We start from the raw sequence: 16,296 nt of genomic DNA on the forward strand, positions 1-16,296 counted from the left end.
CCCGGGGTAGCGCGTGCGGCGCCCGCGAGGACCATACGATGAATCCATGAGCGAGCACGCCGGCGCAGCGCTGCCCGAGCACACCGACATCCTGATCATCGGGGCCGGCCTCAGCGGGATCGGGGCGGCCTGCAAACTCCGCCACGAACATCCCGGCAAGAGCATCACGGTGCTCGAGTCCCGCGGGAACTCCGGTGGCACGTGGGATCTCCTCCGCTACCCGGGGGTACGCTCCGACTCGGACCTCTACACCTACGGCTACGACTTCCGCCCGTGGACCCGACAGAACCCCATCGCGGAGGGCTCCGCGATCCTGGACTACATCCGCGACACCGCTCGCGCCTCCGGGGTTGACAAGCTCATCCACTACCACCGGCGCGTCACCGCCGCGGATTGGTCCTCCGGGACCAGCCACTGGACCGTGACGGTCGAGCGCACCGCGCCACCCGAACCCCGCACGGGGGCGGCTCCGAGCGACGTCGGCGGCGGCGCACCCGGGCACTCGGCTGATGGCCCGCGGCCCGAACCCATCGGCACCGGCGAGACCCAGCCGATCACCGCCACGTGGGTGTTCGTGGCCACCGGGTACTACGGCTACGACCGTCCCCACATCCCGGACTTCGCGGGGGTCGGGGGGTTCAGGGGCCAGCTCGTGCATCCCCAGTTCTGGCCCGAGGACCTGGACGTCCGGGGCAAAAGAGTCGCTGTGATCGGCAGCGGGGCCACCGCGGTGACCCTGCTGCCCGAGCTCGTCACGCGGGGTGCCGAGACCACGATGGTGCAGCGGACGCCGTCGTACATCCTGCCCCTACCCTCCCCCGGCGTGGCCGAGAAGGTGCTGTTCATGGCGCTCGGCAGGACACGGGCGGCGCGAGTGCTGCGCCCGCTCATGGCCGCGGGGCAGAGAGCACTGTGGGTGGCGAGCAAGGCCGTGCCGCGCCTGGTGCGGGCGGGAATCGCGGCCGTGAACCGCCGTCGCCTCCCTGCGGACGTCTCCGTCCGGGAGCACTTCACCCCGCCGTACGACCCGTGGGACCAACGGCTGGGCGTGGCGCCCAATGGGGATTTCTTCGCCGCGTTGCACGAACCCAACGCCCATATCGTGACCGCGGGCATCGACCGTTTCGACGCGGACGGCCTCGTCCTGACGGCCGGGCGGCGGGTGGCGGCGGACGGGCGGCGGGTGGCAGCGGACGTCGTCGTGAGCGCCACGGGCTTCGACCTGCTCATGTTCGGTGGCGCGCGCTTGAGCGTGGACGGGCGACCCGTGAACCTCCCCGAGCGGATCGCCTACCGCGGCGCCATGCTGAGCGACGTGCCCAACCTGGCCTTCGCGATTGGGTACACGAACGGGTCGTGGACGCTGAAGATCGGACTCGTGGTGGACTGGCTGTCCCGGTTGATCGCGCACACGGATTCCGTGGGCGCGGCATCCGTGCGCCCGGTCGCACCCGAGGGTCTGCGCACGCGCCCGTTGCTGGACTTCGACGCCGACTACGTCCAACGCTCCCTCGACCAGCTGCCCCGCCAGGGGGACACGGCGCCGTGGCGGATGGCCATGAACTACTTCGATGACCGGCATCAGTTGGTGGCTAAGCCGGTCGTGGATCGATTCCTGCGGTTCGACGACGCCGCCGCTCCCGTTCCCGAGCAGCTGCCCGCCCTGCTCACGGGCCCCGGTGAAAGCGGTGAGGAACGCACGGTGCGGTTGGATGATGACCGCTTCATCTGCGTGCGCCTGGACGGGCCGTCCGACGGGGCGCCGCTCGTGTTGATCACCGGGCTCGCGTTCGACCTGGCCACGTGGCCCATGTCCTTCGTCCATGCCCTCGCGGATCGCGGGTACCGGGTGATCCGCCTGGACAACCGGGACGTGGGCCGTTCCTTCCGGGTGACCTCCACACCCCCTTCGGCCCGCCGGTTGCTGCGCGGGCCCCTGCCGGAGGGGCAGTACTCCGTGGAGGACATGTCCGAGGACGTCGCGGACACCCTGCGGGCGCTGGGGGTCGAGCGAGCGGATGTCATGGGGTTCTCACTCGGTGGGATGATCGCCCAGTCGTTGGCGGGCCACCACCCCGAGCTGGTGCGGCGACTCATTTCCCTGTGCTCCACCACGGGCGATCCGTCCGTGGGGACGGCCGCGACCTCCACCGCGGCGTTGCTCATGTTCCCCGGGGCGAAGACCCGGGACATGTATATCCGGGGGCGACTGGTCATGTCCCACCACCTGGCCGGTCCGGGGTTCCCCGTGGACGTGGCGTACGAACGTCAACTCGCCGCAACCCACTGGGACCGCAGCCTGGATCCGCGAGGTGAGGCTGAGGCGATGCGCCGTCAGATCGGGGCGATCCGCTCATCCGGGGACCGCACGGAGGTGCTGTCCCGGATCACCGCCCCCACGCTGGTGATCCACGGGGACAAGGACAAGATCGTGCGCCCGGACGGCGGCCCCGCCACGGCCGAGGTCATCCCCCATGCGCGCTTCGTCCGGATCCCCGGGATGGGCCACCAGGTGCACCCCATGGTGGTCCCGCGGTTGTTCGAACTGGTCATCGATCACCTGGGGTATCCGCGGGAGGGGTGAGCGTCTTCCCGCGGGGCTCCCGCGCCGAGGCGTAACTCTCAGGCACTCCGAGGCCATGGCGTAATTTCTGGTCGCATGGAAGCCACTTCACTCCGCCCCATGTGGCCTCTGCGTGCCCACAATTCGCCGCGTGGCCTCAGCGTGCCTCACAGTGTCCAGCGCTAAAGCCGTGTGGCCTCAGCGGGCCGGGGAAGTGGGCGCTGTCTCGGCCCGCTCGGCCCGCGAGGGGACGCGGCCACTGCGCAGCAGCACCACCGCGGCCACCGCTCCCACTGCGCCCGCCACCGTCAACGGCACCGTGAGCAGTGTGACGATCTCCCACAACGGCGGCACCACGGCACACACGAGTGCCACGACCACGGCGGCATTGGACAACCGGATGGGGCGGGCGCCCCACGGTGCCGTGGATGAGGACTCGAGCCGCCGCAACACCGTGGCCACCACGAGCACCACCGCCCAACACAGGACGGTCAAAGGGATCCGCAGCCACCACCAGTCGGGGGAACCGGGGACGGGGTCGTAGCCCACGGCGAAGAACCACACCGCCATGACCGCCACCACCACGGGCAGGTGCCACAGGTAGATGGTCAACGCACGAGTGCCCACCACATACACCACCGCGCGGACCACCCGGGAGTGCATGGCCCGCCGCAACAGCGGGGAGAACACCTCCAGCAGACACGCCTGAGCGAAGCCCAGCAGCACCATGCACACGGTGGGCGGATTGAGGTTGGTGAGCATGTCCGGGGCGTAGGACCCGGAGGCCACGCACACCCCGGACACGGCGTAGCATCCCGCGGCAAGCGCCACGAGCACCGGTCGACGCCGCGCCCCGAACCACCCGTCCGCCCGGAAGAAGCCGAACTGCTGGATGAGCGGCCACACGAACACCATGTTGAGCAGCCCCCACCACTGCCAGCCGGTGGTCAGGCGCAGCAGGTCCACGGCCACCGCGCACGAGAACAGGAACCAGCACCACACCCACCCCATGCGTTCGTGCAGGTCCACGAACAGCGGTGCCAATCCCTGGCAGACGAGGTAGGCCGCCAGGAACCACAACGCCATCCCCACACCGGACAGCGCGAACGTCACGAGTTCGATCCCGGCTCCCGCCACCACCGCGATCCCCGCACCGAGGGCGAGCACACACCACAGCACCGCCGCGGGTTGGATCAGCCGCAGCGTGCGTTCCCGCACGTACTCGCCCCGCGCCATTCCCCGGGCCCGACGACGCCGCCACGCCCCCGCCGTGGCCGTCCCACCCACCACGAAGAACAGGGGCATGATCTGCAGGAGCCACGTGGCCCACCAGTACCAGGGCTGCTGAGTCGGGACCAGGACAGAGCGGATCCCCCCGGTGGCGGGATCCGCCGTGAGGGTGACCATGAGGATGTGACTGCACACCACGGTGATCACGCACCCCACGCGGGCGACGTCCACGGCGGGGTCGCGTTCGACGTCCCCCGCGGGGACGGAAACGGCAGTGGGCCGCCCGAGGGCGCGGACGTCGTCGTTCATGGCACACACTGTAGGGCGCGCGAACACGGAACCCCGGGCGGGCGCGCGCATGTGGATCATCCGCGCCGCCGCGGCACCCGGATGGGACGCACCTGGCGCCTCACGAGACGCGCGCTCGTGGAGCGGACGCCGCAGCACGCACCCCGCACCACGTAGCAGGCGCCCCGCAGACCACATCCCGCAGCCCGGGGGTGCGGAAAACCCCACCCCGACTCGGTGGCCAGCTCTGGCGCGGGATCCACGGGGGTGTCCGTAGCGTGGAGGCCATGAGCACCACAGCCTCGAATCCCACGCCACCGTGGGACGCCACAGAGCCCATCTCCTCGGACACCGAACGCACCCGGCCGATGCCCTCGGCCGGTTCCTCACCTGCAGACGCTGAGACCACCCGGACCCTGCCGCCTCCCGGGCACCCGGAACCCCCGCGGGCCGCCTCCGTGGCACGCCCGGCATCGGAAGGGCCGCACATCGCTCCCCGCGAGTGGCGGACCTTCTCCTTCAAGACCCTGTTCTTCGGGACCCTGGACCTCGTGGTGGACTCGGTGCTCAACACCGTGCTGCTCGTCGTGATCCTCACGTTCCTCACGGTGGGAGCCGCAACCGTTCCGGCGCTGGGCTTGGGCGTGCTGATCCTCGCCGCGACCGTGTACGTGATGATGGGGGCGGTGTGGCTGGAACGTAGGCGTTCGGCGTCATCGTTCGGCCTGGACATCCGGGACCCCCAGCGCCGCCGCAGCCCGCATACCGACTGGGTGCGGGTCCCGCACCAGTGGTGGCTGGACGCGAGCGACGGGTCCCTGTGGCTCGGCATGCTCCACGTGGCGCTCACGTGCGCGCTGGGCTGGCTCATGCTGTTGCCCTTCGTGGTGGGTAGCGCGGCCCTCGTGCTGACCTTCGCGCCGTGGTTCGCCTCCGAGTCCTCGGTGCTGTGGCCCGCGCTGCAGAGCACCCCGCGCTGGACGCTCCCGATGCTGGGTGTCGCGGGCGTGCTGCTGAGCATCATGCTCGCGGTGCTGCTCACCTTGGCTCACCGCGGTCTGTCCGCTGGGCTGTTGCGGCTGAGCGAGGCCGCGCGACTGCGCCGTGAAGCGGACGAGCTGCAGCGCCTCGCCGAGTACGAGACCGCCGCCAAGGAGTCCGCGGTACGCGGTGCGGAGACCGAGCGCTCGCGCATCGAACGCGATCTGCACGACGGCGTCCAACCCCAGTTGGTCTCGGTCGCCATGAACCTCTCGATGGCCGGTTCACGCATCGACACGGATCCCGCCGCAGCCAAGGAGCTCGTGGCGGAGGCGCACGGCACCACCAAGGCCGCGATCACCGAGCTGCGCCGGCTCGCCCGCGGGTTCCACCCCGCCGTGCTGGAGGATCGGGGGCTCGACGCCGCTCTGTCCGCCGTCGCCGCCCAGGCACCCTTCCCCGTGGACGTCTCCGTGAACGTCCCCCGGTTGCAGCCGCGCACGGAGGCGGCCATCTACTTCGCGGTCTCCGAGAGCCTCAGCAACGCGATCAAGTACTCGGGGGCGCGCTCTGCGGACGTCGCAGTGTCCATCCAGGACGGCGCCGCACCGGGCGCGAACATCGTGGTCGCCGGTGTGCGCGACTTCGGCCGCGGCGGCGCCCGTGTGGTCCCCGGGGGCGGGCTCTCCGGGATCCAGGACCGGATCCGTTCGGCCGGGGGCAGGTTCTTCGTGAACTCGCCCGCAGGCGGGCCCACCGAGGTCATCGTGGAGCTGCCCCTCACGGGTGTTCCTCCGACGACGACGCACAGCGCCCCGCGCGCGTCCGGCACCGCATACCCCCCTCACCCCGGCCACGCCGACGGGGTCCAAACCGCGCCCGGAACCGGTCCTACCGCGCACGGTGCGGCGGGGGCGGGAACGGGCGGAGTGGCGTCGTCGCCCGCCGGGCAGCACGGACGGGGGAACTGAGATGCGCATCGTGATCGCCGAGGACGCCGTGCTGCTGCGCGCCGGACTGGTCCGCCTGCTCACGGACGCGGGGCACGAGATCGTGGCCGAGACGGATACCGCCGAGGGACTCGTGCGGGCCGTGGAGGAACACCGGCCGGACTTCGCGCTCGTGGACGTACGACTGCCACCCACCTTCACCGACGAGGGGATCCGCGCCGCGGTGCTCATCCGCTCGAGCCACCCCGGCGTGGCCGTGCTGGTGCTGTCCCAGTACGTGGAGGAGCGCTACGCGTCCGAGCTCATCGCGTCCCGCCGGGAGGGGCTGGGCTACCTGCTCAAGGACCGCGTGGCGGACGTGGACCAGTTCCTGGAATCCGTGCAGACCGTGGGCTCGGGCGGGACCGTGCTGGACCCGGAGGTGCTCACCCAGATCCTGGTGCGCTCGCGGCGCCGGGAGGACATGGAACTGCTGTCACCGCGCGAACGTGAGGTCCTGTCGCTCATGGCGCAGGGGCTGTCCAACGCATCCATTGCCATGAACCTCTACCTCACCGAATCGGCCGTGGAGAAACACATCGGCTCGATCTTCGCCAAGTTGGGTGTCACCTCCGAGACCGGCAACCGCAGGGTTCTGGCCGTTCTCAAGTACCTGGGCTATTCGGACCACTCTCTTTAGGACATCTCATGAGCAATCAGAATCCCTCGCATCCCACGCCCGATCCTCACAACGCAGCCGGCCCCCGTCATGGGTCCGATCCCCGTCATGGTTCCGACCCGCGGAATGGTGCCGACCCCCGGGACCTGCCTGATCCTCGGAACGACCGTCCCGTGGGGCGCGGTGAGCGCCGCGCCTGGAACACCGCGACCGCCGTGGTGGGCGGTGTGGGTGCCCTCGCCCTGCTGCTCGGCGGGGCCGGAACCGCCACCGCGGTGGCCATGACACAGGAGCGGGACGGTTCGTGGACGGCGTCGTCGGACGTGGAACGGATCCGGATCGACGCCCCCTCGGGCATGGTCAACGTGAACACGAGCCCGACCGTTGATCGTGTCCAAGTGCAGTGGCACGAATCCGGATGGTCCTTGTCCGAGCGCGGCGTCATCCCGTCCGTTCGCGACGGCGTGCTGCAGCTGGATGTACCCGACCGGCCCTCTCAATGGGGTTCCGGCGTGCAGAGCGTCAGTATCACCGTTCCTCAAGACGGCCCGCACACCTCGCTCGACCTCAAGAGCGGCACGGGAGCGGTGCACGTGAACGGCACGTACCGGGACGTGCGGGCGAGGACCGATCTGGGGTCCATCAGCGCCACGGACGTGGAGGCCGCTGTGTTTGACGCCCACGTCACCACGGGTCAGGTGCTCCTGGACGGGGTCAGCGTGAAGAACCGGCTGGACGCACACACCAACCAGGGCGGGGTGCTCGTGAACGTGCGGGGCACGGCTCCTCAGCGCACCTCGGTCACCGCGACCAGCGGGGTTTACGGGATCTCGATGCCCGCCGCCGACTACTGGTACCCGCAGGACAGCCAGCGCGACGTCGCGGACCCGCGGCACCCCGTGACCACGACGCCGGGGTCCAACGAACGGCCGGGTGGGGCTCGTTCCTCGGGTGCCCCCACCTCTCCGGACTATACGGGCGACGACGCCGCGCGGCCGTCCGAGGTCAGCGCGGACACGGTGTGCGCCGCAGCCCCCGAGGGCCAGCCGTGCTTGTTCGTGTCGGGTACGCCGGTGGGCGTCAATGACTACTCCTACATGCGGGAGTGGAGCCAGGGGTGGGACGAGGTGGCCCGCGAGTACGGGGAGGCGCCTCGGTCTTCCGAGCGGGCGACGGAGTCGAAGCAGCCCATTGACCGTGCAACGGATGCGGCCATGGCATCCCCCACGGGATCCGCCACACCGTCCCCCGCCGACGGGAACTGAGACTCCCGCTCCCGGGCATACGGGTCCGGGAGCGGGCGCCCCGCGTCACCGCCGACCAGGTGGGCGCAGGGTTTTTCATGGGTGTTTCCACGCGCCGGCGCGGTAGTGGTTGGTTACATCCTGCTGGGTGAAGGCGGCCGCCCAGGCTGCCGAGCTGCACGAGGCTCTGGCCAAGGCACAGGACGATCATCTGCCCTATGTGACGCTTGATGGCACGTTGATCCCCACCGATCGGGTCGCCGAACGAACGGAGGCCGGTAATCACGCCTGGTACTCGGGCCAGCACAAGAGATTCGGCGATAATGTCCCAGTCATCGCCGCCCCCACCGGCTTCCCGCTGTGGACCTCCCCAGTAGAACCCGGCTCCACCCACGACATCACCGCAGCCCGGGCCCACTGCTCGGACGCCCCGTACCCGATCGCCGCCAAGGGTTAGCCGACCCTAATCGACAAGGGTTACCAAGGGGCTGGGATCGGGGTGCACACCCCCCTTCAAAGGCTCCCGCCTCGGGGCCGATAACCGGCCATATGTAAAGGGCGCGCCGAGCACTGATGCAATCGGTGTCCACGGGTCCATCAACAGTTGCTAGGTCAGTGCTGGAAGTGCGATTGATCGCCCAACTGAAGGTATGGGAGGCCTGCACAGAGCCGTGCATTTGGGGCGGGTCGATTTTCGCCTTGGTGGTCCCGTAGAAGCATTGCCAGAGGCTGATGCCGGTGCTCCACTGGAACAACGGGCCTGTTCTGGGCTCGTTCGACCAAGGGGGATCATCATGGCTGGTCATGACAAGCAGGCCGAGCACACCAAGGCGGAGCATACCCACGGTGAGAATTGTGGGCACGAGACCGTGGAGCACGGTGATCATGTGGACTATCTCCACGACGGTCACCGGCATGCGGAGCATGAGGACCACTACGACGAGTGCGCGTAGCCTGCCCCTGGCATCCTTCAAGAGGCCCCTCTTCTGTGCAGGGGTCTCTTGCTCTGCACCGACCAACGGTTGAGGGATAGTCCTTGCCGCCCTGCTCTGGGCGCGCACATCAACGGGTGTGCTGTGCGACCGCTTGGGACGAGGACAGGGCAGGGACACCCGCCCACGAGCTGGTGGGTGCGAACCGGGTCAGAGCAGCTGTTCGGTGGTGTTCCCGCCGTCGGTGCTCCGCAGAACGGTGCTGTCGGCCACCATTAGAACCTCGATCTCACCGTCCGCGGTGATGCTTGCGCCCAGGGCGGTGATCTCCCCGACCGGCTGGTCGCTGGCGGTCCAGGTGTCCCCGGCGTCTGTGCTGGTCAGCAGGTGTCCATCGATTCCCGCCCCGACGATGGTATTCTCGTCGGCCCAGGCGATCAGGGATATCAGCTGCGGGGTGTCCAGGGTGTTCCAGGTGGCGCCGTTGTCGGTGGAGCGCAGGACCCCGTCCTGGGTGGTGGCCAGGATGATACCTGTGTCCGGGTTGATTGCCAGGGCTGCCGGGGCGGAGGGGATCTCGAGAATGTCCCAGGTGCGGCCGTTGGAGCTGGCGCGCAGTTGGCCGTCGAAGCCGAGCACCCCGGTCGGGCCGGCGGCCAGGGCGTGGAAGTCCGATTCTCCGCCCCGGGAGAGCACCTGCCAGGTCTGGCCCTGATCGGTGGATTCGATCAACCCGACCGGCTCGGGCAGGTCGGTGCCGGGCCCGGGGTGGCCCGAGGCCAGATAACGGCCCTCGGGGGTGACGGTGAAGCCCATCAGGTCCACGACCGGACCCATCTGGGTCAGTTCCCCATCCTGCAGGTGGAACAGGCCCTCATGGGTGGCCAGCAGGATCGTCCCTGCCCCGGCCCCGCCTCCGGTCACCGTGTCGCGGGTGATGGCGTGCACGTGGGTGATCGCCGTCCCGGGGCTGCTCGCTTCGGCCGGTGCCGGGGTCTGCGCCGGGGACGCACAGGCTGCCAGGGCGCCGGTACCGAGGAGGCCGAGGCCGCCGAGGACCAGGCTTCTGCGGGTGAGGAGGTTCATGGGTCCTTTCCGCCTCGCGTTACCTCGCGAGGACCACCCCCCCATTGTCGATCGCCCGGGCAGGGGGCCTGCGGCGTTTTCCTTGAAGGTTTGGCGAAGATTCCCGCTGGGACCAGCCATCAGCGCCGGTGCGTGCCGGGTCGAGAGGGACACTGAAGGCATGAATCCTGGCATCGATGCGGTGGCCGGACGGGTGCTGGTGGTCGACGACGAGAAGCCACTGGCCCAGATGATCGCCACTTATCTCACCCGCGCCGGCTATGACGTGGCCACCGCCCACACCGGGCCGGAGGCGGTGGAGGCCGCCCGCGCTCAGGCTCCGGACGTGGTGGTGTTGGACCTGGGATTACCCGGGCTGGACGGGATCGAGGTGTGCCGCAGGATCCGGGGTTTTTCCGAGTGCTATGTGCTGATGCTCACCGCCCGCGGGGACGAAGACGACAAGTTGGCCGGACTGGCCGCCGGGGCCGATGACTACATCACCAAGCCCTTCAGCGTGCGCGAGCTCGTCGCCCGGGTGGCTGCGGTGCTGCGCCGTCCGCGCACCACCGTGACCGCGGTGGAGCCGGCCCGGGTGTTCGGGGCGTTGAGCATCGACCTCACCGCCCACCAAGCGCGGATAGACGGTGAGCCGGTGGCCTTGACCCGCACCGAGTTCGAACTGCTGGCCGCCCTCACCGCCCGCCCGCACCAGGCCCTCACCCGCAGACAGCTCATCGACACCGTGTGGGGTCCGGCCTGGGTGGGTGATGAACGGATCGTGGATGTGCACATCGGTCACCTGCGCCGGAAACTCGGCGAGGACAAGGCCACCTTCATCGACACCGTGCGCGGGGTCGGCTACCGGATGGTGACCCGGTGAGGGGCCAGCGGCGCAATCGAGGGTTGGCTTCCCGGTTCTTCCTGGCCCAGGTCATCGTGGTGGCCGCCAGCATCCTCGCCGCTGTGGTCGTGGCCTCTTTGGTCGGCCCGCCGATCTTCCATGAGCACCTGATCATGGCCGGGCACGCGGAGAACTCCCCGGAACTGTTCCATGTCGAGCAGGCCTACCGCGACACCAACCTGATCATCCTGGGCGCAGCCCTGGGTACCGCCGCGGTGTGCGCGGCGGCGGTGACCTGGTTCTTCACCCGCCGCCTCCAACGGCCCCTGGGCGCCCTCACCGCCGCCGCCCAGGGCATGGCCCGCGGGCGCTACGACACCCGGGTCCCCGCCCTGGGCGCCGGAGCCGAGGTGGACGCGGTGGCCACCTCGTTCAACACCATGGCCACCCGGCTGCAGCGCACCGAGGACACCCGCCGGCGGATGCTCTCGGACCTGGCGCACGAGATGCGCACCCCGATCTCGGTGCTCTCCGTCTACTGCGAAGCTCTCCAGGACGGGGTGACGCACTGGGACGAGGCCACCGGGGCGCTGATGACCGACCAGCTAGCGCGCCTGACCCGGCTGGTTGAGGACATCCACGACGTCTCCCGGGCCGAGGAGGGCCGGATCGAGCTGGACTGCTCTCCACACCCTGTCGAGGAGCTGCTGCGCACCGCGGTCGAGGCCCACCGGGAGGCCTACGCCGCCAAGGGCGTGCACCTGGTGCTCGACGCCGGCGACGTCGGCAGGGTCGTGGAGGTGGACCGGCAGCGGATCGGTCAGGTGCTGGGCAACCTGCTCACCAACGCCCTGCGCCACACCCCACCCGGTGGCACGGTCACCGTGGGTGCCACCGCTCACGGCCCGCACCGGCTCGCCCTGAGCGTGGCCGACACCGGCGACGGGATCACCGCCGAACATCTGCCCCAGGTCTTCGAGCGTTTTTGGCGCGGAGACACCGCCCGGGACCGCGATCACGGCGGCTCCGGGATCGGGCTGACCATCTCCCGGGCCCTGGTCGAAGCCCACGGCGGCACGCTGAGCGTCACCTCCTCCGGGTCCGGGGCCGGATCGGTCTTCACCATGGAGCTCCCCCGTCCCACCCGGCACCGCACCCGTGAAGCCAGGGCCACCGCATGACCCCACCCCCTTGCACCATACCCCTAGGGGGTATATACCTGGGGGTGATGAGACCGTTCCCGACCCTCACCACCCGAACCGATCGAAAGAGCTTGAGATGACGAACTCGACCCGCTCCCCGTTGCCGATGGCCTCCACCGGATGCGCCTGCTGCGCCCCGACCCCGGCGACCAACCACACCGTCCCTGCGGCTGGGACGACTTCGGCCGGATCAACCGCGACCTACCAGGTGGAGGGGATGACCTGCGGCCACTGCGCCAGCAGCGTCACCGAGGAGCTCACCACCGTGGACGGGGTGAGCGAGGTGCACATCGACCTGGTGGCCGGGGGGATCTCCACGGTCACCGTCACCGCCGATCGGGCGCTGTCCGTGGAAGCGGTTCGCGCGGCCGTGGAGGCCGCCGGCTACACCCTCGTCAGCGCCTGACGAGCCCCATGACTATTTCGGCCCCTCTGCAGGGCCTGCGCGGAAGGAGCACATCATGAGCACCCCGCACCACCACGACCATCCCCGCCCCGCCGTCCCGGGCCACGAGCACCCCGGCCACGGCCCGGAGCAGCCCCTGGACCACCACAGCCACGGGCGCCACGCCGACGCCGACACCCACGGGCAGGCCATGCCCGCCGATCACCCCCACTCGGGCTTCGATGAGGATCACGTGGTCCACGCCCACGGGGAGCACGCCGGGCATTCCACGGCGATGTTCAAGAACAAGTTCTGGCTCAGTCTCGTACTGGCGGTCCCCGTGGTGATTTTCAGCCCCATGGTCGGGCACCTGCTGGGCTACCACATACCCCAATTCCCCGGCTCTGCCTGGATCCCGCCCGTGCTGGGCACGATCATTTTCTTCTATGGTGGGATGCCGTTCCTCAAAGGTGGGCTCACCGAGCTGAAGTCCCGCCAGCCCGGGATGATGCTGCTCATTGCCATGGCCATCACGGTGGCCTTCCTCGCCTCCTGGGTGACGACCCTGGGGATCGGCGGCTTTGACCTGGACTTCTGGTGGGAGCTGGCCCTGCTGGTGGTGATCATGCTGCTGGGCCACTGGATGGAGATGCGCGCCCTGGGCGCGGCCTCCTCCGCCCTGGACGCCCTGGCCGCCTTGCTGCCCGATGAGGCCGAGAAGGTCCTCGACGGTGAGACCGTCACCGTTGCGATTCATCAGCTGGCCGTGGGCGATGTGGTCCTGGTGCGCTCCGGGGCCCGGGTGCCCGCTGATGGGACGATCATCGGCGGGTCGGCCGAGTTCGACGAGTCCATGATCACCGGGGAGTCGAAGGCCGTCTCTCGCACGGTGGGCGAGGCGGTCGTGGCCGGCACCGTGGCCACCGACAACACGGTGCGGGTGCGCGTGGAAGCGGTCGGGTCCGACACGGCCCTGGCCGGGATCCAGCGCATGGTCGCCGACGCCCAGGCCTCCTCGTCCCGAGCCCAGGCCCTGGCCGATCGGGCGGCGGCCTGGTTGTTCTGGTTCGCCTTGGTCGCCGGGCTGCTGACCGCCATCGCCTGGACTCTGCTGGGTCAGCCCGATGATGCGGTGGTGCGCACCGTGACGGTCCTGGTGATCGCCTGCCCGCACGCCCTGGGGCTGGCCATCCCGCTGGTCATCGCCCTCTCCACCGAACGCGCCGCGAAGACCGGGGTGCTGATCAAGAACCGGATGGCGCTGGAGCGGATGCGCACCATCGACGTGGTCCTGTTCGACAAGACCGGCACCCTCACCGAGGGCGCCCACGCGGTCACCGGCGCTGCCGCTGTGCCCGGAACCTCTGAGGGAGAGCTGCTGGCCTTCGCGGCCGCTGCGGAGGCCGACAGCGAGCATCCGGTGGCTCGAGCCATCGTGCAGGCGGCCACCGCCCACCCCGAAGCCACTCGCCTGGGCCTGCGCGGCACCGACTTCCAATCGGCCACTGGCCGTGGAGTGCGCGCGAGCGTGGATGGCGCCGAGGTGATGGTGGGCGGACCGAACATGCTGCGCGAACTGGGCCTGTCCACCCCCGCCATGATCGCCGCTGCCACCCGGGAGTGGACCGACCGCGGGGCCGGGGTCCTGCACGTGCTGCGCGAGGGCACCGTCATCGGTGCCCTGGCCCTGGAGGACCAGGTGCGCCCCGAGTCCCGCGCGGCCGTCCGAGCCTTGCAGGACCGCGGGGTGAAGGTCGCCATGATCACCGGCGACGCCCGCCAGGTCGCCGACGCCGTGGGCGCCGACCTGGGCATCGACGAGGTCTTCGCCGAGGTCCTCCCGCAGGACAAGGACAGCAAGGTCACCGAACTGCAGTCCCGCGGGCTGACCGTGGCGATGGTCGGCGACGGCGTCAACGACGCCCCGGCCCTGGCCCGCGCCGAGGTCGGCATCGCCATCGGCGCCGGCACCGACGTGGCCATGGAGTCCGCCGGGGTGGTCCTGGCCGGCAACGACCCCCGCGCCGTGCTGTCGATGATCGACCTCTCCCGCGCCAGCTACACCAAGATGATCCAGAACCTGGTGTGGGCCACCGGCTACAACATCATCGCCGTGCCCCTGGCCGCCGGCGTCCTCGCCCCGGCCGGGATCGTGCTGTCCCCGGCCGTCGGGGCGGTGCTGATGTCGGTCTCCACCATTGTCGTCGCCCTCAACGCCCAGCTGCTGCGCCGCCTGGACCTGGACCCAGCGCACCTGGCGGCCACCGATGCCGAGGACCGGGCTGCCGCCCTATCGAAGCGGCCCGCGACGGCCCCCACCCACTGACCCACCGATTTCCCACCCCTCCACAAAGCAAAGGACTGAACCCATGAAGCGTTCGACCACCCTGACCACTCTGGCCCTGGCCTCTGCCCTGGCCCTGGCCGGCTGCGGCACCAGCGGCGAAGAGACCGCCGGTGAGGCACCGGAGACCACCACATCCGCGGCGGCCGGTACCGGGAGCACGGACACCGCCACGGCCACTCCTTCCACGTCCGCCCAGGCGGTCACGGAGGAGCACAACGACGCGGACACGATGTTCGCCCAGATGATGATTCCCCACCACGAGCAGGCCGTTCAGATGAGCGAGGTGATGCTCGCCAAGGACGATCTCGACCCGGACATCGAGGCGTTGGCCAACAAGATCGTCGCCGCCCAAGGCCCGGAGATCGACCAGCTCAAGACCATGCTCGAGACCTGGGGGGAGCCCACCTCGATGGAGTCCGGTGGTATGGAGGGCATGGACCACGGCTCCGATTCCGGTGCAGGCATGGAGGGCATGATGACCGAGGAGCAGATGCAGGAGTTGGAGGCCGCCGAGGGCACCGAGGCCGCCGAGATGTACCTGACCATGATGACCGCCCACCACCGCGGGGCCATCGACATGGCCCAGGAGGAAGTCGCCGAGGGTCAGAATCCGCAGGCCATCGAGATGGCTCAGAAGGTGATTGAGGACCAGGAAGCGGAGATCCAGGAAATGGAGCGTCTGCTGCAGCAGATCCAGGGCTGATATCTGCGGGTTCGCCTCGATCAGGCCTCCACTGTGCGCCCGTGGCCGGTGGCAACCGGTGGGCCATGAGCTCAGTCCTCCGTGAGGCCAGCGCCTCGGTGCTGGCCCGGTTCTTAGCCGCGGCCGGCGAGCCAGGTGCGGAAGTCCGCGACCTGGGCCTGCTGGGTGGTGATCCCCGCGGTGGCCGCCACTCGCAGCTGCGGGTGCACGGCACGGGACTGCGGCTCGAGGAACTCGATGATCCCGCTGTTGTGGTGCGGAATCATCTTCTGCACGAAGGCGACGTCGAAGTCCTCACCGGCCTCCACGGCCGAGAGTTCCTCGATCATCATCTGGGTCTCCTCCTCCAGGATCTTCATCTCCTCCTGGGCTTCTGCCGGGACCTGGGCCATGGCCTCTTCCGGGGTCAGCCCGTACCACTCCTCCAGCCACCGGGTGAACTGGTCGATCTGGTGCTGCTGGTTGGCGATGATGTTCTCCGCGTGCGTGCGGATGTCCGGGCTGACCCCGCGCTCGAGCTCCAGTTCGGACATCTCGATCGCGGCCTGGTGATGCGGAATGATTTCGGCCAGGAAGGTGATTTCCAGCTGCTCGCCCTCCAGCCCGGCCAGGGTCTCACCGAAGTCGTAGGCGGTCGGGGAGGTCGGATCCGGCTGGAGCATCTCCACCGTGGACGGGTCCTGGGCGGGGGACGCGACCGGGGTACTCCCCGGCCCGTGGGCCAGGGCCGGAGCGGTGGCCCCGCCCAGCAGGGCGGTCGCAAGAACAACGGTGGAGGCGGCGGCCGTAGTGCGGCGGCCAAGGAACTGGGTGGAACGCATGATGATGTCTCTTTTCCACGATGAAGAAGCTCGACCCCGATGTGCCGGCCTCGGCAATCCGCCCGTGCCCGACGTGCGCCCAA

14 protein-coding genes are annotated in these 16,296 nt (G+C 69.7%); 11 read left to right on the forward strand and 3 right to left on the reverse strand.

Features of this window, described 5'->3' with window-relative positions; translation table 11 throughout:
• Positions 1–46: 46 nt before the first annotated feature.
• Positions 47–2,584 (forward strand): alpha/beta fold hydrolase, encoded by a 2,538-nt coding sequence (locus ACW9PK_RS04640; RefSeq protein WP_457016759.1) that lies wholly within the window; start codon positions 47–49, stop codon positions 2,582–2,584.
• Between the two features lie 177 nt (positions 2,585–2,761).
• Here ACW9PK_RS04640 and ACW9PK_RS04645 read toward each other — a convergent pair whose 3' ends face one another.
• On the reverse strand, positions 2,762–4,102 hold the full coding sequence (locus ACW9PK_RS04645) for an acyltransferase family protein (RefSeq protein ID WP_457016761.1): 1,341 nt from the start codon (positions 4,100–4,102) through the stop codon (positions 2,762–2,764).
• A gap of 266 nt (positions 4,103–4,368) precedes the next feature.
• Between ACW9PK_RS04645 and ACW9PK_RS04650 the strand changes: the two genes are divergently transcribed.
• From ACW9PK_RS04650 to ACW9PK_RS04670, 5 genes are all read left to right on the forward strand, one after another.
• Positions 4,369–6,033: a sensor histidine kinase gene (locus ACW9PK_RS04650; RefSeq protein WP_457016763.1), complete on the forward strand. Its 1,665-nt coding sequence runs from the start codon at positions 4,369–4,371 to the stop codon at positions 6,031–6,033.
• Position 6,034: 1 nt separating this feature from the next.
• On the forward strand, positions 6,035–6,691 hold the full coding sequence (locus tag ACW9PK_RS04655; protein WP_457016765.1) for a response regulator transcription factor: 657 nt from the start codon (positions 6,035–6,037) through the stop codon (positions 6,689–6,691).
• An 8-nt stretch (positions 6,692–6,699) separates the two neighbouring features.
• Complete coding sequence (locus tag ACW9PK_RS04660) at positions 6,700–7,935, forward strand: DUF4097 family beta strand repeat-containing protein (RefSeq protein ID WP_457016767.1); 1,236 nt, start codon at positions 6,700–6,702, stop codon at positions 7,933–7,935.
• A gap of 127 nt (positions 7,936–8,062) precedes the next feature.
• Complete coding sequence (locus ACW9PK_RS04665) at positions 8,063–8,371, forward strand: transposase family protein (protein ID WP_457016769.1); 309 nt, start codon at positions 8,063–8,065, stop codon at positions 8,369–8,371.
• A 337-nt stretch (positions 8,372–8,708) separates the two neighbouring features.
• Positions 8,709–8,867: a zinc transporter permease gene (locus tag ACW9PK_RS04670; protein ID WP_075872999.1), complete on the forward strand. Its 159-nt coding sequence runs from the start codon at positions 8,709–8,711 to the stop codon at positions 8,865–8,867.
• A gap of 189 nt (positions 8,868–9,056) precedes the next feature.
• On the opposite strand, the gene ACW9PK_RS04675 is transcribed toward ACW9PK_RS04670, so the two are convergent.
• Positions 9,057–9,932: a F510_1955 family glycosylhydrolase gene (locus ACW9PK_RS04675; RefSeq protein ID WP_085108574.1), complete on the reverse strand. Its 876-nt coding sequence runs from the start codon at positions 9,930–9,932 to the stop codon at positions 9,057–9,059.
• 160 nt (positions 9,933–10,092) lie between these two features.
• On the opposite strand from ACW9PK_RS04675, the gene ACW9PK_RS04680 reads away from it, so the two are divergent.
• From ACW9PK_RS04680 to ACW9PK_RS04700, 5 genes are all read left to right on the forward strand, one after another.
• Positions 10,093–10,794: a response regulator transcription factor gene (locus ACW9PK_RS04680; RefSeq protein ID WP_085108572.1), complete on the forward strand. Its 702-nt coding sequence runs from the start codon at positions 10,093–10,095 to the stop codon at positions 10,792–10,794.
• Positions 10,791–11,936, forward strand: coding sequence for a sensor histidine kinase (locus tag ACW9PK_RS04685; protein WP_085108570.1), 1,146 nt, complete (start codon positions 10,791–10,793; stop codon positions 11,934–11,936). The genes ACW9PK_RS04680 and ACW9PK_RS04685 overlap by 4 nt, the downstream gene beginning before the upstream one ends.
• 238 nt (positions 11,937–12,174) lie before the next feature.
• Positions 12,175–12,363 carry a heavy-metal-associated domain-containing protein gene (locus ACW9PK_RS04690; RefSeq protein ID WP_035959062.1) on the forward strand — a complete coding sequence of 63 codons (189 nt, stop codon included), beginning with the start codon at positions 12,175–12,177 and terminating at the stop codon, positions 12,361–12,363.
• Between the two features lie 274 nt (positions 12,364–12,637).
• Positions 12,638–14,668 carry a copper-translocating P-type ATPase gene (locus ACW9PK_RS04695; RefSeq protein WP_206051980.1) on the forward strand — a complete coding sequence of 677 codons (2,031 nt, stop codon included), beginning with the start codon at positions 12,638–12,640 and terminating at the stop codon, positions 14,666–14,668.
• 43 nt (positions 14,669–14,711) lie between these two features.
• Positions 14,712–15,392: a DUF305 domain-containing protein gene (locus ACW9PK_RS04700; protein WP_035959054.1), complete on the forward strand. Its 681-nt coding sequence runs from the start codon at positions 14,712–14,714 to the stop codon at positions 15,390–15,392.
• Positions 15,393–15,505: 113 nt separating this feature from the next.
• Here the strand turns inward: ACW9PK_RS04700 and ACW9PK_RS04705 are convergent, their stop codons facing one another.
• The gene (locus ACW9PK_RS04705; RefSeq protein ID WP_457016774.1) at positions 15,506–16,213 is read right to left on the reverse strand and encodes a DUF305 domain-containing protein; all 708 of its coding nucleotides are present in this window, start codon (positions 16,211–16,213) and stop codon (positions 15,506–15,508) included.
• Between the last annotated feature and the right edge of the window lie 83 nt (positions 16,214–16,296).

The organism is Kocuria sp. MNB10 (assembly GCF_054073685.1).

Coding starts and splice junctions, on each gene's coding strand:
- ACW9PK_RS04645 (WP_457016761.1), bottom strand. CDS start 4,102: ATGAACGACGACGTCCGCGCCCTCGGGCGGCCCACTGCCGTTTCCGTC.
- ACW9PK_RS04690 (WP_035959062.1), top strand. CDS start 12,175: ATGACCTGCGGCCACTGCGCCAGCAGCGTCACCGAGGAGCTCACCACC.
- ACW9PK_RS04650 (WP_457016763.1), top strand. CDS start 4,369: ATGAGCACCACAGCCTCGAATCCCACGCCACCGTGGGACGCCACAGAG.
- ACW9PK_RS04695 (WP_206051980.1), top strand. CDS start 12,638: ATGTTCAAGAACAAGTTCTGGCTCAGTCTCGTACTGGCGGTCCCCGTG.
- ACW9PK_RS04700 (WP_035959054.1), top strand. CDS start 14,712: ATGAAGCGTTCGACCACCCTGACCACTCTGGCCCTGGCCTCTGCCCTG.
- ACW9PK_RS04675 (WP_085108574.1), bottom strand. CDS start 9,932: ATGAACCTCCTCACCCGCAGAAGCCTGGTCCTCGGCGGCCTCGGCCTC.
- ACW9PK_RS04655 (WP_457016765.1), top strand. CDS start 6,035: ATGCGCATCGTGATCGCCGAGGACGCCGTGCTGCTGCGCGCCGGACTG.
- ACW9PK_RS04680 (WP_085108572.1), top strand. CDS start 10,093: ATGAATCCTGGCATCGATGCGGTGGCCGGACGGGTGCTGGTGGTCGAC.
- ACW9PK_RS04660 (WP_457016767.1), top strand. CDS start 6,700: ATGAGCAATCAGAATCCCTCGCATCCCACGCCCGATCCTCACAACGCA.
- ACW9PK_RS04705 (WP_457016774.1), bottom strand. CDS start 16,213: ATGCGTTCCACCCAGTTCCTTGGCCGCCGCACTACGGCCGCCGCCTCC.
- ACW9PK_RS04640 (WP_457016759.1), top strand. CDS start 47: ATGAGCGAGCACGCCGGCGCAGCGCTGCCCGAGCACACCGACATCCTG.
- ACW9PK_RS04670 (WP_075872999.1), top strand. CDS start 8,709: ATGGCTGGTCATGACAAGCAGGCCGAGCACACCAAGGCGGAGCATACC.